This is a genomic window from Streptomyces sp. NPDC104226 (assembly GCF_055584085.1).
Genome location: NZ_JBVJMS010000004.1, coordinates 573,290 through 587,890 on the forward strand (window position 1 = coordinate 573,290; position 14,601 = coordinate 587,890).

Consider the following 14,601-nt stretch of genomic DNA (forward strand, 5'->3'; position numbering starts at 1 on the left):
ACCGGGCAGGCCGACCCACCGGCAGGACCTTCGCACGAGGGGCCGGCCGGTGAACCGCCATCGACGCACGGCCTGGGCCGGAGGGCTGCGCGGCCGCCTGATCGTGGCCTTCCTCCTCGCCACGGCCTTCGGCTCCCTGCTGACCGCGGTGCTCACCTTCCGCGCAGCACGAGCCTCCACGCTGGACCGCACGCAGAGCGCCGCCGTAGGAGACCTGCGGACCCAGCTGACCTCGCTCGCCCCGGATCTACCGATGCCTCCCACGACCGCCGATCTGCGGACCCTCACCTTCCAGCTGGACCTGGCGGGCGGCTCGCGCGGCTGGACCACCACCGCCGTACAGGGCGCCGAGCCCCCCGTGGCGGCCGTTCCCACCCCGGCACCCGGCGCTTCCACCCCCGGGCGGCCCGCTCCGCCCACGCCCGGAGTGCCCGACGCCCTCGCCGACGAGCTGCGCACGGGCACCGACTCCGCCTACCAGCGCTTCGACTTCGGCGGCAGACCCTGGCTGGCCATCGGGGTCCCCCTGGCGGCCACCGCGGAGGGCCGCCCCCCGCAGCCGACCGGGCTGCGGGTCTTCGCCGTGTTCCCCCTCGGCAAGGAAGCCTCGGACATCTCCGCACTGGTCACGGCCGCCGAAGCCGGCATCCTCCCGGCCCTGGCGCTCGCCCTCGTCCCCGCCCTGCTGGCCGCCCGCCGGGTCCTGCTGCCCGTACGGCAACTGCACCACGGCGCCCGACGCGTCGCGGCAGGGCACCTCGACACCCGCCTCGACGTCACCGGCAACGACGAACTCGCCCAGCTCACCGCCACCTTCAACACCATGGCCGGCAAACTCCAGCACGATGACGCGGAGCTGCGCCGCCTGGAGGAGAACGCCCGCCGGTTCGCCGCCGACGTCGCACACGAACTGCGCACCCCGCTCGCCGCCATGACGGCCGTCACCGACGTCCTCGACGAGGACGCCGCCTCCGGCATCCTGCCGCCCGACACCGCCGACGCCGCCACCCTGGTCGCCACCGAGACCCGGCGCCTGGCACGCACCGTGGAGGACCTGATGGAAGTCGCCCGGTTCGACTCCGGACGCGCCGAACTGCACGCCGAGGAAACCGACCTGCGCACCGCGCTCGCCACCACCCTGCGGCTGCGCGGCTGGGCGCAGGACCCGAGGATCCTGATCGACCTGCCCGAACCGCTCCCCGTACGGATCGACACCCGCCGCATCGACGTCGTCCTCGCCAACCTCGTCGGCAACGCACTGCACCACGGCCGTCCCCCGGTCACCGTGCACGGCCGTACCTGCCCGCGGCACGCCGCCGCCGTGCTCACCGTCACCGACACCGGGCCCGGCATCCCGGAGGCCGCGCTGCCGCACGTCTTCGACCGCTTCTTCAAGGCCGACTCCGCCCGCCCCCGCTCCGACGGCAGCGGCCTCGGGCTCTCCATCGCCGCCGAGAACGTCCACCTGCACGGCGGCACCCTCACCGCCGCCAACACCCACGGGGCCGGCGGGGGTGCGGTGTTCACCCTGACCCTGCCACTGGCCGACGCGGATGCCGACACCGCGCGTCCCGGAACGGAGCAGGCACCTTGACCGCCCGCCGGGCTCGACGAGCCCTCCGCACCGCGCGCATGTACGGCGCACCGTCCGCTGCCGCCGCGGCCGCTTCGCTCCTCGTCCTGACGGGCTGCGGCATCAGCTCCACCGGGCCGGTCCGTGCGGGCGGCCCCGCGACCGGAGTACCCCAACGGCCGTCGGAGACCAAGACCGTAAAGCTCTACTTCGCCAGCCCGTACGGGGTCCGTCAGGTCTCCCGGCCGGCCAACGGCGCCACCACCCCCCAGCAAGCCCTCAACCTGCTCCTCGAGGGGCCCACCGAGAGCGAGCGCGAGCGCGGCCTGACCAACCGCGTTCCGCTCCAGCCCCGCCAGGCGAGCGCGTTCGCGATCAGTGGCGGCGTGGACCTCTACGTACCCCTGACCATCTCGGCCGGGGAGCTGGACAACGTCGCACTGAGCCAGATGGTCTGCACCCTCGCGCACACCAAGAACATCGGCGACGTCCCGCCCGACAAGGTCGTCGTCCGGGTCCACGAGAACAGCGCGGGAGGCCCCGAGACGCGGGGGGCGCCGTTCCCCGTGCGCTGCGGCCCCCAGTCCGTGGTGGTACCGGCGTTCGGGGCCGCTCCGTAAGCGTTGCCTTCACCTCTGTCGTGATGAGCCCGCCCCCGCTCCATGACGGGGAGATGACGAACCGGGATTGGCCGTTTTTGCCCTGGTTCGCTGTCTCCCATGACCGACGAACTCAAGACCTCAGCCGAACTCAAGACCTCAGCCCCGAACACGGCTCCGCGGCCCCCGCTCCCGACGGTCCCGCGCCCCGCGCGCCGTCGCATCCGTCCTCTGGTCGTGAGCGCGGCCGTCGCGGTGACGGTCGCCACCGTCGCCGCCTTCGCCGGACCGGCCTTGTTCGGCTCCGGTTCGCGTCCCGCGCCGGACCGGAGCGGCGATGTCGCGCAAGCCTCGGCCGGCACAGTGAACTCCGAGATATCGCGTGCGTCGGAGACCAAGGGCAAGGCCGTCAACATCACCCTCGACGACGGTCCGGACCCCACCTGGACCCCCAAGATGCTCGAACTGCTGCGGCAGAACGACGTGAAGGCCGTCTTCTGCATGGTCGGCCCGAACGCCGCCGCCCACCCCGAGGTCGTCAAGCAGGTCGTTTCCGCGGGCCACCGCCTGTGCGACCACACCGTCAGCCACGACACCGCGATGGACAAGAAGCCCGTCGCCTACCAGATCAAGGAAATCGAGGACGCCCGCCAGCAGATCGTCAAGGCCTCCGGCGGCATCGCCCCTCTGTACTACCGAGCCCCCGGCGGCGCGTTCACCCCCGAGAGCCGCCAGTACGCCGCGGAGCAGGGCATGCGCCCGCTCGGCTGGCGCATCGACCCCGGCGACTACAAGCTCCCCGGTGTCCAGAGCATCGTCGACAACGTCAAGGCCGGCGTGCAGGCCGGGCACCAGACCATCCTCATGCACGACGGCGGCGGGAACCGCGAACAGACCTATGCGGCCCTCGAAGAGCTCCTGCCCTGGCTCAAGGAACAGGGGTACGCCTTCGGATTTCCCGAGGCGTGAGGCGGACCGGAGCTCTCCGGGGCCGCCGGCGCACGTGCATCCGTTCATCGAGGCGGAGAAGACTGCAGGTCACAACGTCACCGACCGCGCGGGCGGGCGCCCCTTGCTGCGTGTCACCTGCCCGAAGGAGCTAGGACGGATCATCCCGGTGCATGACGATTTCGGTGCGGATGGCCGGTTGCAATGGGAGCCGGCCCGTCAAGGGCACCGACCCGCATTTCGGAGGCCCTGATGAACCGCCGCACATTGACCGTCGGCACCGCCCTGGTGGCGGGCTCGCTCGCGTTCCTGGGCACGATGTCCCTCGTGGCGACCCTTGTCCCGGCTCACGGGCCGTCAGCCTTCCGCGCCCTGAGCGACGCAGTCGACAGCACCCTGTTCCACCGCGAGAGCTTCATCGTGGACCGGGCCCGGGACGCCACCGCCGGCCAGTCCCGTCATCTCTTCTCGTGGATTCCCGAGGACGCCGCAGACGTACGGGCCGACTACAGCACCACCGGCGGCGAACGCCTCATCCGCTTCCAGCTCGGCGCCACCGCACTGCCGTCCAGCGACTGCGACCAACCCGCCGGCACACCGCAGGACCCGTTCCTGCAGCCCCGCTGGATGCCGGAGGGACTGACCGACGACGCCACACCGTACTGCACCGGCGACGACTCACCCCGCGAGCACCCGGCCTGGATTGCGGTCCGCGGCAACACGGTCTACGCCTGGAGCAACGAACACCACTGGACGTGAGAACGCCTCGCCCGCCAAGGCCGCCGTCCGGATCCGCGAGAACAGCGCCGACGGGCCCGAAGGCGACCACCGACACCCTTCCCTAAATGGCACTCAGTGCCACCATGAGGGAATTAAATCGGCACCGAGTGTCAAATTCGGGCGGAATGCAGGGCTTCATCAAGAATGCCGTGCCGGTCGGCGCGCGTCCGATAGATCCACCCCTCCGACCCTTCTCAGCCGCGGAGTTGGAGTGTCGTCGCGCGGACCGGAATGACCTTGGACCTTCGGTGCGGGACCTTTACCGGACGAAATGATCGATCAAAAGTCGTCCAATGGAGAAGTCGGGGGGCAGCAGCTCAATCGGAAGGCGCGAACCCATGACAGCCATTTCTGAAGCCCCGGCCGGCGAGCGGGCCTGGGACGGTTTCACGGGCGGAGCCTGGCGGGACGCGATCGACGTCCGCGACTTCATCCAACAGAACTACCGCCCCTACGAGGGCGACGCCTCGTTCCTCACCGGACCCACTCCACGCACGAAGGCCGTGTGGGACAAGCTGTGCGGGATGTTCCCGGAGGAGATCGCCCGGGGCGTCTACGACGTGGACGTGTCCACCCCGTCCCGCATCGACGCCTTCGCGCCCGGCTACATCGACCGGGACCTGGACCTGATCGTCGGCCTGCAGACCGATGCCCCGCTCAAGCGCGCCATCATGCCCAACGGCGGCTGGCGCATGGTCGAATCCTCGCTCACCGACTACGGCTACACCCCGGACGAGCGGGTCAAGGAGATCTACACGAAGCTCCGCAAGACCCACAAGCCGGCACCTTCGACGCCTACACCCCCGAGATCCGCGCCTGCCGCTCCTCCGGGGTCATCACCGGTCTCCCGGACGCGTACGGCCGCGGCCGCATCATCGGCGACTACCGCCGCATCGCCCTGTACGGCGTGGACCGCCTGATCGCCGCCAAGCAGGCCGAGAAGGCCGCGCTCGACGACCAGTGGCCCACGGACGCAATCATCCGCGACCGCGAGGAGATCTCCGAGCAGATCAAGGCGCTCGGTGAACTCAAGGCGATGGCCGCCTCCTACGGGTACGACATCTCCGGCCCGGCCACCACCGGCCGCGAGGCCATCCAGTGGGTCTACTTCGGCTACCTGGCCGCCGTGAAGGAGCAGAACGGCGCGGCCATGTCGCTGGGCCGCACCTCCACCTTCGTCGACGTCTACCTCCAGCGCGACATCGAAGCCGGCCTCATCACCGAGGAGCAGGCTCAGGAGTTCATCGACGACTTCGTCATCAAGCTGCGCATCGTGCGCTTCCTGCGGACCGAGGACTTCAACCAGGGCTTCTCCGGCGATCCCACCTGGGTCACCGAGTCCATCGGCGGCATCGGCGAGGACGGCCGCCCGCTGGTCACCCGTTCCTCCTTCCGCTACCTCCAGACCCTCTACAACCTCGGCCCGGCCCCCGAGCCGAACCTCACGGTCTTCTGGTCCCCCCGACTCCCGCAGGGCTTCAAGGACTTCGCGTCCAAGGTGGCCATCGACACCTCGGCCCTCCAGTTCGAGTCGGACGACCTGATGCGTCCCAAGTACGGCGACGACACCGCGATCGCCTGCTGCGTCTCCCCGTCGGCCACCGGCAAGCAGATGCAGTTCTTCGGCGCCCGCGTCAACGTCGCCAAGGCCCTCCTCTACGCGATCAACGGCGGCCGCGACGAGAAGACCGGCAAGGTCGTCGCCTCCGGCTTCGAGCCGATCACCGACGAGGTCCTGGACTACGAGACCGTCGCCCGGCAGTACGACGCGCTGCTCGACTGGCTCGCCAAGACGTACGTGCACGCGATGAACGTCATCCACTACATGCACGACAAGTACGCCTACGAGCGCATCGAGATGGCGCTCCACGACTACGACCCGATGCGCACGATGGCCTTCGGCGCCGCCGGCCTGTCGGTCGCCGCGGACTCCCTCTCCGCGATCAAGCACGCCAAGGTCCGCCCGATCCGCGACGAGACCGGCCTCGCCGTCGACTTCGAGATCGAGGGCGACTACCCCGCCTACGGCAACAACGACGACCGCGCCGACGACTTCGCCGTCCGCATCGTGCACGACTTCATGGACAAGCTCCGCACGTACCCCACCTACCGCGACGCCGTCCACACCCAGTCGATCCTCACGATCACCTCGAACGTCGTCTACGGCAAGAAGACCGGCAACACCCCCGACGGCCGCCGCGCGGGCGAGCCCTTCGCCCCCGGCGCCAACCCGATGAACGGCCGCGACGAGCACGGCTACATCGCCTCCGCCCTCTCCGTCGCCAAGCTCCCCTACGACGACGCCGAGGACGGCATCTCCCTCACCAACACCGTCACCCCCGACGCCCTGGGACGCACCCCCGAAGAGCGCGTCACCAACCTCTCCGGCGTCCTCGACGGCTACATGGCGAGCGGCGGCTTCCACATGAACGTCAACGTCCTGGACCGCGACACCCTCATGGACGCCATGGAACACCCCGAGAACTACCCCCAGCTCACCATCCGCGTCTCCGGCTACGCGGTCAACTTCGTCCGCCTCACCCGCGAACAGCAGCTCGACGTCGTCAACCGCACCTTCCACAGCACCCTCTGACAGCCACCGACCACCCCCTCGCCCGGCCGCCGCAGGCAGTATCCGCGACGGCCGGGCGAGACAGCACCCGGACGGCCACCTGCCCGTCCGCACTCCCAGGCCACTGGCCGCTGACCGCCGCAACCGGTTCTCCTCCACCGGGAAAGCCAACGTGAACCAACGCACCTGCGCACTGGACCTGACCGCACCCCTCACCCCGTCCACGGCAGCCCGTAACTCCTCCACCCAGGCCCCTGCCCCCGCCGGGGACAGTGCCCCCGGCGAGACAGACCTTCGACTCCGTACGGGCACGTCATGGCGGTGCTGTCGGGCGAAGCGGCCCTGATCACCCCCATGGCCACGGACAGACCTCCCCTTCCGACCGCCCACGCACCTTCCTGCTCCAAGGAGCACGTGCTGGCGGCCCTGCGCGAAAGCGGCTCCCCCTTGTCGCTCTCATCCCTGTCAGCCCGCCTCGGCCCGTCGGCGACGACCCTTCGCCACTACCTGGGCGCCCTCGTCGCAGCCGGACTCGCGATCCCGGTCCACTCCGCGAGGCAGGGAAGCCGCCGCTCCCGGCTGAGCTACGTCGCCGCCACCACAGCCCTGCCGGAAGGCGAGCACCACCGGCTGTTCGGCACCCTCGCCGACGCACTCACCGGCAAACCGGCCGAAGTGCTCGACACGGCTCACGCCTGGGGTGTTCGTCTGGCACGGACCTGCTTCCCCCACACGGCGGCCACGGACCGGGTCCTCACGCACTGCGCCCGCATGCTCATGGCGCCCGAGGCTCCCCCGTCCCCAGGTTCCCCGACCAGCCTTCCGCTCCGCGCCTGCCCCTACGGCGAACCGCTGCGCCGCTCGAACCCGCTCGTCTGCGCCGTACACGAAGCCGTCCTGCGAGGCCTGGTGGCGGACACCGCAACATCGATCACGCTCCGCCCGGACCAGCACGGCTCCGGCTGCCACATCGACTTCGCACCCGGGGGCTGATGCGGCGACGGCCGCCGGCGCACCCCAACCCTCCATGCCCAGAGGCTGCGAACGAACGGCAACAGGAGAGGCGGACATCCTCGCCACCATCTCAAGTCCTACGCGAACAAGCATCGCGTATCGGGACTTGGAGTCTCTTCGCCCGGCCCAGAGCCGGCCGCAGTCCGAGTGCTCCCTTGAGGCTGTCAGCACCCTGTGACGGGATGCGTACTGGACCACCGTCCCGAGATCGACCGGGGGCGCGTCCACAATGCCGACGCGGAGCAGGGCGTTTCGCGCCAGAGGCATGAGATGTGGACGTCTCTGCCAGTGCTCATGGTGGCAATCGCCACGTCGCTCGAAACCAACCAACCCCTCGACCGCGACATGCCCGTGGTGGAACAGGATCGCAGGCTTCGCTGGGACTCCCTACCGTTGCAGAGTTGACGGGCTTTTCGTCGGTCATGACACGGCAGCGAGCAGTGAGGTAGGGGCTGCTCCCGGAGTGACGGGTGTTGTCAGACCGAGAGTTCCAAGGTGTCCCGCCGTCTCTCAAGTGGGCATCCCTTGGCCTCGTAGTGGAGCGAACGGTGCGGGTGAGCCGCAACGCCCGTCGAGGGCGGCGAGCTCACCGAGGACGCCGTCGAGGCCCTCGGCTTGGCGGCCGGCACCTCCGTTCCTGAGACGCGATGGGCGACGCCTCCACCGTGGTCGGCGTCAGGCCGAATTCGATGGGCTGGGGCGCGCAGTTCAGAGGCAGTTGCTCCTGGAGGCTGCCAGCTCACCGGGTCAGGCGGGAGCCGAGTACGGGCAGCAGCCGGTCTACGAGGATGCGGCGAGCCGGCTCGGAGGACAGCCACAGCAGTTTGTGGCGCGTGCCGTCCTTCATCGTCACGGCAAGGCCGGACGTAATGGGGCCGCGGTGCAGACGGGCGTTCCCGATGCCGTCGAGGGGGATGACCTTGTTGGTGCGGTGCCCTGCGAGGACGGCCGCCGGATCAAAGCTGATCACAGTGGTGGCGGTGTGTTCCGGCACACCGGAGCTGAGTGACCGCACGAACGCGTCGCGAAATCCGCCCCGCATGCGGACCAGCGAGCCCGGCAGTAGCCACAACTCACCGTGCAACCAGTCGAGCCAGCCCGTCGTGCAACTGGTGGCAAGCAACTGGGCATGCTGCAAGGTCAGTGCGTGACCGTTCTGCACGGCGTTGTCCAGCAGGGCGTCCCATGCTTCGAGGGAGCGGACACGTCTGCGCTCCTGCACCCACCCGAGGGAGGAGTGGTAGGCCAGAGCGACCGTTCCGTCGGCCTGCAGTTCGACGGACAGAACAACTCCCCAGTCCGGTCCTGCCATCTGTACGGCAACGGCATCGGGGGCCGTGACCGGGCCGTGCTCGGCCGATACGTACGAACCCGTTCGGTGCCGCCACAGGACAGGCGATGCGTACAGGCCTGCCGTGAGCCACCGCTCCCTACGGAGGCCCAGGCGCACGCCGGCCAGATGCAGGTCTATACGGTCCCTCATCGCCACGGCGGCACCTCATCGAAGGGAATCACTGTGCCGACACCGCAATACCCATGACCAAACGGTACCTGTCCGTCATCGCAATCCCGTTCGCATTCCTCAACGTTGCGTGGCATGCCGCTTCCGTCTCGACTTCACCTCCGAACGGCCCCTGCTCGGCTCAAGCCTGCCGGCCATCGAGTACCGTTCCGGCGGGCCGTCAACAACCTCAACGCGGTCCTGCGCCGGCCGACAGCACCAAGGCACCTCCCCCACTCGCCGGGCCGGGGAGGGGACTTGGCGCCTGTGTCGGCGTGAGATCACCCAACCATGGGCCGCCACGCTGCGTCATCAGCGGGGTCCAGACTGTCGCCCCACACCAGGCGGCCGCCGACCAGGCCGGGCAGGTCCCGTGCAGCCAGCGCCGGGTACTCCAGCATGTCGGCCATCTCCTCCAGGTAGGTGACCACCGTGTCGGCTTCGTCGAGCTCGGTATCGCCGTACCGGGACCACTGGCCGAGCATGCTGGTTCCGGTGTCGAGGTACAGCCCGATCGCCCAGTCCCCCCTGTTGGACATCACGAGGATCCAGTCGGCACCCCAGCCGGAACCCTGCGCGTTGATCTGCTGCCGGTAGAAGCCGACAATCTGCTCCCGGGGCAGGAGAGCCATGCTTCCGGGCATGCAGCCTCCTCGGTTGGTTCCGCCGTCTCCGCCGCACCTGTGCCACAGGGCCCGCCGCTCGACGGGAATGCGCACGCCCAGATCCTGCTCGAACAAGTCGGTGAGGCCGGGGAGCAGGGCGGCGTGAGAAGCAGGCACATGCTGTGCGAGCCAGCTGGAGATGCGCTGCCACACCTCGGTCACCTGCCGCTCGGTGGCAAGTTCCTGCGCGGGGTCGGGGGCGGGCGTCATGGTGGGCCCCTGATCGCTACACGTGCACGGGGTGAAGGTGAGCCTGATGCCGGGATCGCCTTCACGTCCTGCCGCCCACCCTTTCTACCAGCACGGTTGACATGCTCGCGGCTTCACAAAGTCCCTACCCTGAGCGGCATTTGACTGCGAACGGCAGCCGGGCGTGCCTCGTGGACGCGGTCCGCGAAGTCGGGCCTGCGGTCTGCCCCTGGCGGCCGAACCGTCGGGCGCGTGCGGCAGTCTGGGCGTATGAACACTCGGGCCTTACGAGGCCGCTGTCCGGGACCATCTGCGCCTGCTGTTGCCGAGGAAGCTGCGGGTCGCGAAAGCTGACGGGTCACGCGCAGTGATCGACTCCTCCCACGCCAGGGCCGCTGGGCGGGGCCCAAAGCGGTGCCGGCCTGCCTGGTAGACCGTGGGCGTCCGGTCGGCAAGCACCACCCGATCGTCGACGGCCAGGGCATCCCAGCCGCCGTGTCGTCGCCCGACGGGAACCGCAACGATGTCACCCAGCTGGTGCCACCGCTTGGGAAGACCACACCTGGTCACCGGCCGGGCCGGCCGGCCCCGCAGTCATAGCGGAGCGCGCCGAAGCCACAGCCGGAACAGCCTCCGGGGCTACGCCTTCGACGCACGGCGAGCCGGCCCGCCTTGTGCTCTCTCAGCCGCGCAGGTAGGCGTGGATCGCGGATGCTATGGCCGTCCCCAGCGGAATTGGAACGGCGTTCCCGATCTGGGTCGCGATTTCGGTCTTCGATCCGCACCAACGGAATTCGGTCGGGAACCCCTGGATTCGGGCGGCTTCGTAGTGGGTGATCGGACGGGGCAGGGTCGGGTGGAGGTAGCGACCTTTCTCCGGTTTGAAGAATTCCGTCCGAATGGTGACGGACGGCTCACCCTCGCGGAGCCGACCCATGACATCGCCACTTCCGTTGTTGTGCCTGTCCCAGCTCGCTGTCGAGAGATAGGAGACCGGCGCGACCACGCCCGGAGGGTTCGGAACGGAGAAGAATTCAAATTTCCCGTTCGCATTGACCGCATACCACGTGTCACGCAGGTTCTTCCGGTTCCCGCCCGGCGGGATGGCCTCGTAACGGGCCCTGGAAAGCTCTTCCGGATTTCGGCCGAAATGAAGATCTTCGGTCTTGAAGAAACCGGGGATCATGGCATCGATCTCGGCGACGTGTTCCTTGCCGTCCGGCAGCTCGGTTCCTCGGAGCCCAAGTCGGGAGGACTCCTCGAAAACACTGTCGACGGGCAGCCAGTGAAGAGCTCCCTCGTCGATCCCGTCAATCGGCTGCATGGAGATCTTCTTCGAGGTGTTCGTCCGCTTCGGCGCCCGCGTCCGGGTCGCAATCGGGTAGGCCATCTCCCGATCGTTCGACTCGCTGCGCAGTACTCCGATGACGATGGCCCGTCGACGCGCCTGAACGGCACCGTAGTTGGCGGCGTTCAGGAGGTACCGCTTGTTCCGCTCCTCCGGCGTGTCGGAGGGCAGGCAGCCGGGAGGGTCAACGAGGCGGTAGTCCTCCAGCAGCCCGCCCTCCTGTACCTCCCCGAGTAGATTGGCGAATTCGTCCGACTTCAGGAAGCGGTCGACGTTCTCGATCACGAACACCTTCGGGCGAACACGCCTGACGATGCGAACGTACTCTTCCCAGAGCCGGTTTCGGTGGCTGCCTTTCTTCGTGCGATTCAGGGCCGAGAACCCCTGACACGGAGGACCTCCGACCACTACGTCAGCGTGGAGTTCCTCCGGCGTCGGATGCCAATCCTCGATGTCACCCACGTACACACGGGCCGGCGAGACATCCGCCTCCAGCCGTGCGCTGCCGAAGTTCGCGGCATACGTCGCAGCCGCGGCCTTGTTGTGCTCGACCGCAGCAATGCTGCGAAAGACGGCCCCCCCGTCGGATCCACTCTCGGGACGGAACTCGTGAAACCCCTGGGTGAAGCCACCACAGCCGGAAAACAGATCGACGACGGTGATGGGCTCGGAGGTCTTGGGGCTGCGCGCGTGCATGGGACGATCCTATCCGTGCAGGGCCACTGCGATCGCCCGTCCGACCGCTTCCGCGAGGGGTGGAGGCATCGCATGTCCGATCTGCCGATATCTGGAGGTCTTGCCACCGAAAAACTTCCACTGCTCGGGGATGGCCTGGATCAGCGCGGCTTGGTCCACGGTCAGCCTCGGTACGGCATCGACGGGGAACTGTGCGTCTGGTGCACTGTCACCCAGACTGATGCCGTTGACCCCGAGCGCGGCCCACGCCTTCTTGCTTCCGGTGGGACCGAGGTCCGCGCCACCCCGACGGTCGGACCCTCCGACCACCGCAGGTGCGATGCGATCGGCACCCTTGATCCAGCGTTCGGCCCCTGGCCAACCGTGTACGGCCATGGACGGGCCGAGGACCTCACCCACGGTCGGAGGGGGAAGATCGTGCGGTTCAGGCCAGCGGAATCCGGGGAAATCCGCTTCTCTCAACGCGATGAGAAATCCGCTGCTGCGATTCTGCGGAACTCCGAAATCTGCAGCGTTCAGCACACGCCACGCCGTTCGATATCCCAGAGCACCGAGAACATCCTCGATCTCTTTTCGGTCCTCCTCGAAGTTCTGCCCCTCTACAAGTTCGGGAAGGTTCTCCAGCAGCACGGCTCTGGGCTTGATCTCTCGCGCCAATGCGATCGCGGCCTTGAGTACGTGACGTTCTTTGTCGTCCTCCGGACGACTGACGGCAGCCTGGGCTTTAACTCGCGGAAGGCCACCACTGAGCAGATCAACCCCCACTGTCTCCGGCCGCATGCTCGGGTGGAATTGCGCCACGTCCATGCAGACGACCTCCCAATCCGGACGATTGAGGTCGATCGTGAAGCAGGCATCCGCTTTGCTGTCGATGAGGAGGACCGGGTCGAAACCTGCCAGCTCGAGGCCGAGCGCCTGGGCGCCCGCCCCGGCGCACAGCTCCACCGATGTGAAGCGACGCGGCGCCACCTGGGAGGCAGGGGACACGGGATGGGAGACCGCGATCCGCGGATCCGTCCCCGACACCGGTTCGGTCGCGGTGGAAGCGGGATCGGATGTGGGCCCGGCCGCCGGCACGGACACACGCCGCTGCGCGTCCACTGACTCCCCGGCGACACTATGCAGTTCCTCGACCAGCGCGTCTTCCTCCACACCGTCGAACAGGACGAACGGTGCGAGCCGGAGCAGTCTCTTGAGGAAATCGCGGAGGGTGTCGCGCTCGTTCAGCCCGGTGAGATCCAGTCGGCTCCAGACATGCAGGATGGCCCGCACCAGATGGGGGCTGCCTCCCAGGGCCGCACGACGGGCGTAGATCTGGTCGAATGCCGCCTCCCCGAGAATCTTCAGGGCTTCGTACGGCTCCGCAGCGTCCGAGGAGTGCACGAGCTGCGCCCTCCACCACAGGCGCCCGAAGACGTGCCGCGTCAGGTCCGTACCGAGAACACGGTCCGCGGGGGGCTTGGGGTAACGCCAGAACGCGACGTCCGGAAGGAGGACCACCGCGAGGAAGGCCCACACGTCACGCGAGGCGGCCTCGGCCGGGACCATGCCCGTCTCGGCGTGCAGCAAGGCCGCGAGCCGGAGGTCGAACTCCGCGTTTCGGGTGCGATCTGTGTCGTCGGGGAAGCCGGACCGCCGGGCCAGGTCGACGATGGCCGCACGCAGTTCCAGGAGCCGAGCGGCGGAGACCCGGTCCCCTCCCGTGGCCACGTACACCGCCGACTCGTGGGACGAGTCCACCCGCCCGGTGAGTTCGGAAACGGTCAGGTTCCGGTACTCCTCGAAAAGGGGCTTGGCCTGGTCGGCGAGGAGCCGAGGATAGAGGAAGCTCATCACGACACCTCGAAGATTCTGACCGCCGCCTGAAGGTCCGAGGCGAACAGGGCCGGCGACTGTCGTTGGCGCAGCCGCATGTCGGTGACCGATCGCCCCGGAAAGAGCCGGTCGAAAAGACTCATCAGGGTGGCACCCAGGGACCCGTCGGGGAAGTCGACGTCCTCGACGAACTCGTCGATGTGAAGAGCGTGCTCGATCATGATGCGGGCGGTGTCCGCGTACACCGCCGACAGCACGATCCGATCGACCGCCCGAGGCTTGCTCGCGTTTCGGAATGCGGTGGCGGTCACGGTGTTCCGCTCGTTGACCAACAACAGCAGGGAGCCCATGGTGGCGCTCTCCAATCCTCCACTGATCTGCAGGTGCCAAGCCGCGTCATCGGGGAAGGAGGTACGAGCGAAGTCGATCACCGCCATGGGGAACTGGGGAGCGTCTCCCTGCAAACGCAGCGACCGGCGGTCGCTCCACAGCACGGAGCCCGCTCTACGGGGGGCGGACGGACGGGCGTTACTCAGCCGTTCAGCCAGTACGAGCGCCGTGTCGAGCAGGAGCAACCCTCCCAGGTCGGCGCCACGCAATCGCACGTCGAGCACGAGATCGACGACTCCGGTACCGGTCAGCCGCAGATGTCGAGCCGGCCCACTGAGGTTGGAGCCCGTGGCGGTCCAGACGACCGAGAGCATGAGCGCGGCGTTCGCGCGGAGGCCCGACTCCGACCTGGCTCGGTCCAGATCCACCCGTACGACCCTCCGCAACGGGAGGTCCATCCGATAGTCCCAGTCCGAAAGGGCCTCGGAAAGGGCCACCTCCCCGTCCTCGGTCACCAAGTGCCATACCTCGGCGCCGACGACGTCCTCGGAGGGGACACGATAGGGAAGGA

General features: G+C 68.5%; 10 protein-coding genes and 2 pseudogenes. 6 read left to right on the forward strand and 6 right to left on the reverse strand.

The genetic code is table 11. The features are described from left to right. Positions 1 to 49: 49 nt before the first annotated feature. The 6 genes and pseudogenes from ACZ60J_RS16055 (at position 50) to ACZ60J_RS16080 (ending at position 7,465) form a co-directional block, all read left to right on the forward strand. Positions 50 to 1,594 carry a sensor histidine kinase gene (locus ACZ60J_RS16055; RefSeq protein ID WP_469682333.1) on the forward strand — a complete coding sequence of 515 codons (1,545 nt, stop codon included), beginning with the start codon at positions 50 to 52 and terminating at the stop codon, positions 1,592 to 1,594. Beyond that, a complete protein-coding gene (locus tag ACZ60J_RS16060) occupies positions 1,591 to 2,193 on the forward strand; it encodes a GerMN domain-containing protein (RefSeq protein ID WP_469682335.1) in 603 nt (200 codons plus the stop codon). Before ACZ60J_RS16055 ends, ACZ60J_RS16060 begins: the two co-directional genes overlap by 4 nt. Positions 2,194 to 2,292: 99 nt before the next feature. After that, positions 2,293 to 3,141, forward strand: a complete 849-nt coding sequence (locus ACZ60J_RS16065; protein WP_469682336.1) for a polysaccharide deacetylase family protein — start codon at positions 2,293 to 2,295, stop codon at positions 3,139 to 3,141. A gap of 231 nt (positions 3,142 to 3,372) precedes the next feature. Next, the gene (locus tag ACZ60J_RS16070; RefSeq protein WP_469682338.1) at positions 3,373 to 3,879 is read left to right on the forward strand and encodes a hypothetical protein; all 507 of its coding nucleotides are present in this window, start codon (positions 3,373 to 3,375) and stop codon (positions 3,877 to 3,879) included. A 359-nt stretch (positions 3,880 to 4,238) separates the two neighbouring features. After that, positions 4,239 to 6,493, forward strand: a pseudogene (gene pflB, locus ACZ60J_RS16075) (formate C-acetyltransferase). Between the two features lie 294 nt (positions 6,494 to 6,787). Then, entirely contained in the window at positions 6,788 to 7,465 is a 678-nt protein-coding gene (locus tag ACZ60J_RS16080) for a helix-turn-helix domain-containing protein (RefSeq protein WP_469682339.1), read from the forward strand. A 760-nt stretch (positions 7,466 to 8,225) separates the two neighbouring features. Here ACZ60J_RS16080 and ACZ60J_RS16085 read toward each other — a convergent pair. The 6 genes and pseudogenes from ACZ60J_RS16085 to ACZ60J_RS16110 form a co-directional block, all read right to left on the reverse strand. After that, on the reverse strand, positions 8,226 to 8,975 hold the full coding sequence (locus ACZ60J_RS16085) for a hypothetical protein (RefSeq protein ID WP_469682341.1): 750 nt from the start codon (positions 8,973 to 8,975) through the stop codon (positions 8,226 to 8,228). Positions 8,976 to 9,268: 293 nt separating this feature from the next. Further along, positions 9,269 to 9,862 carry an SMI1/KNR4 family protein gene (locus ACZ60J_RS16090; protein WP_469682343.1) on the reverse strand — a complete coding sequence of 198 codons (594 nt, stop codon included), beginning with the start codon at positions 9,860 to 9,862 and terminating at the stop codon, positions 9,269 to 9,271. A gap of 661 nt (positions 9,863 to 10,523) precedes the next feature. After that, entirely contained in the window at positions 10,524 to 10,847 is a 324-nt protein-coding gene (locus ACZ60J_RS16095; RefSeq protein WP_469682462.1) for a DNA cytosine methyltransferase, read from the reverse strand. Between the two features lie 393 nt (positions 10,848 to 11,240). Continuing rightward, a pseudogene (locus ACZ60J_RS16100) lies at positions 11,241 to 11,885 on the reverse strand (DNA cytosine methyltransferase); the annotation flags it as partial. Between the two features lie 9 nt (positions 11,886 to 11,894). Continuing rightward, on the reverse strand, positions 11,895 to 13,718 hold the full coding sequence (locus tag ACZ60J_RS16105) for a DUF6339 family protein (RefSeq protein ID WP_469682345.1): 1,824 nt from the start codon (positions 13,716 to 13,718) through the stop codon (positions 11,895 to 11,897). After that, positions 13,718 to 14,545, reverse strand: a complete 828-nt coding sequence (locus ACZ60J_RS16110) for a hypothetical protein (RefSeq protein ID WP_469682346.1) — start codon at positions 14,543 to 14,545, stop codon at positions 13,718 to 13,720. Before ACZ60J_RS16110 ends, ACZ60J_RS16105 begins: the two co-directional genes overlap by 1 nt. Positions 14,546 to 14,601: the final 56 nt, after the last annotated feature.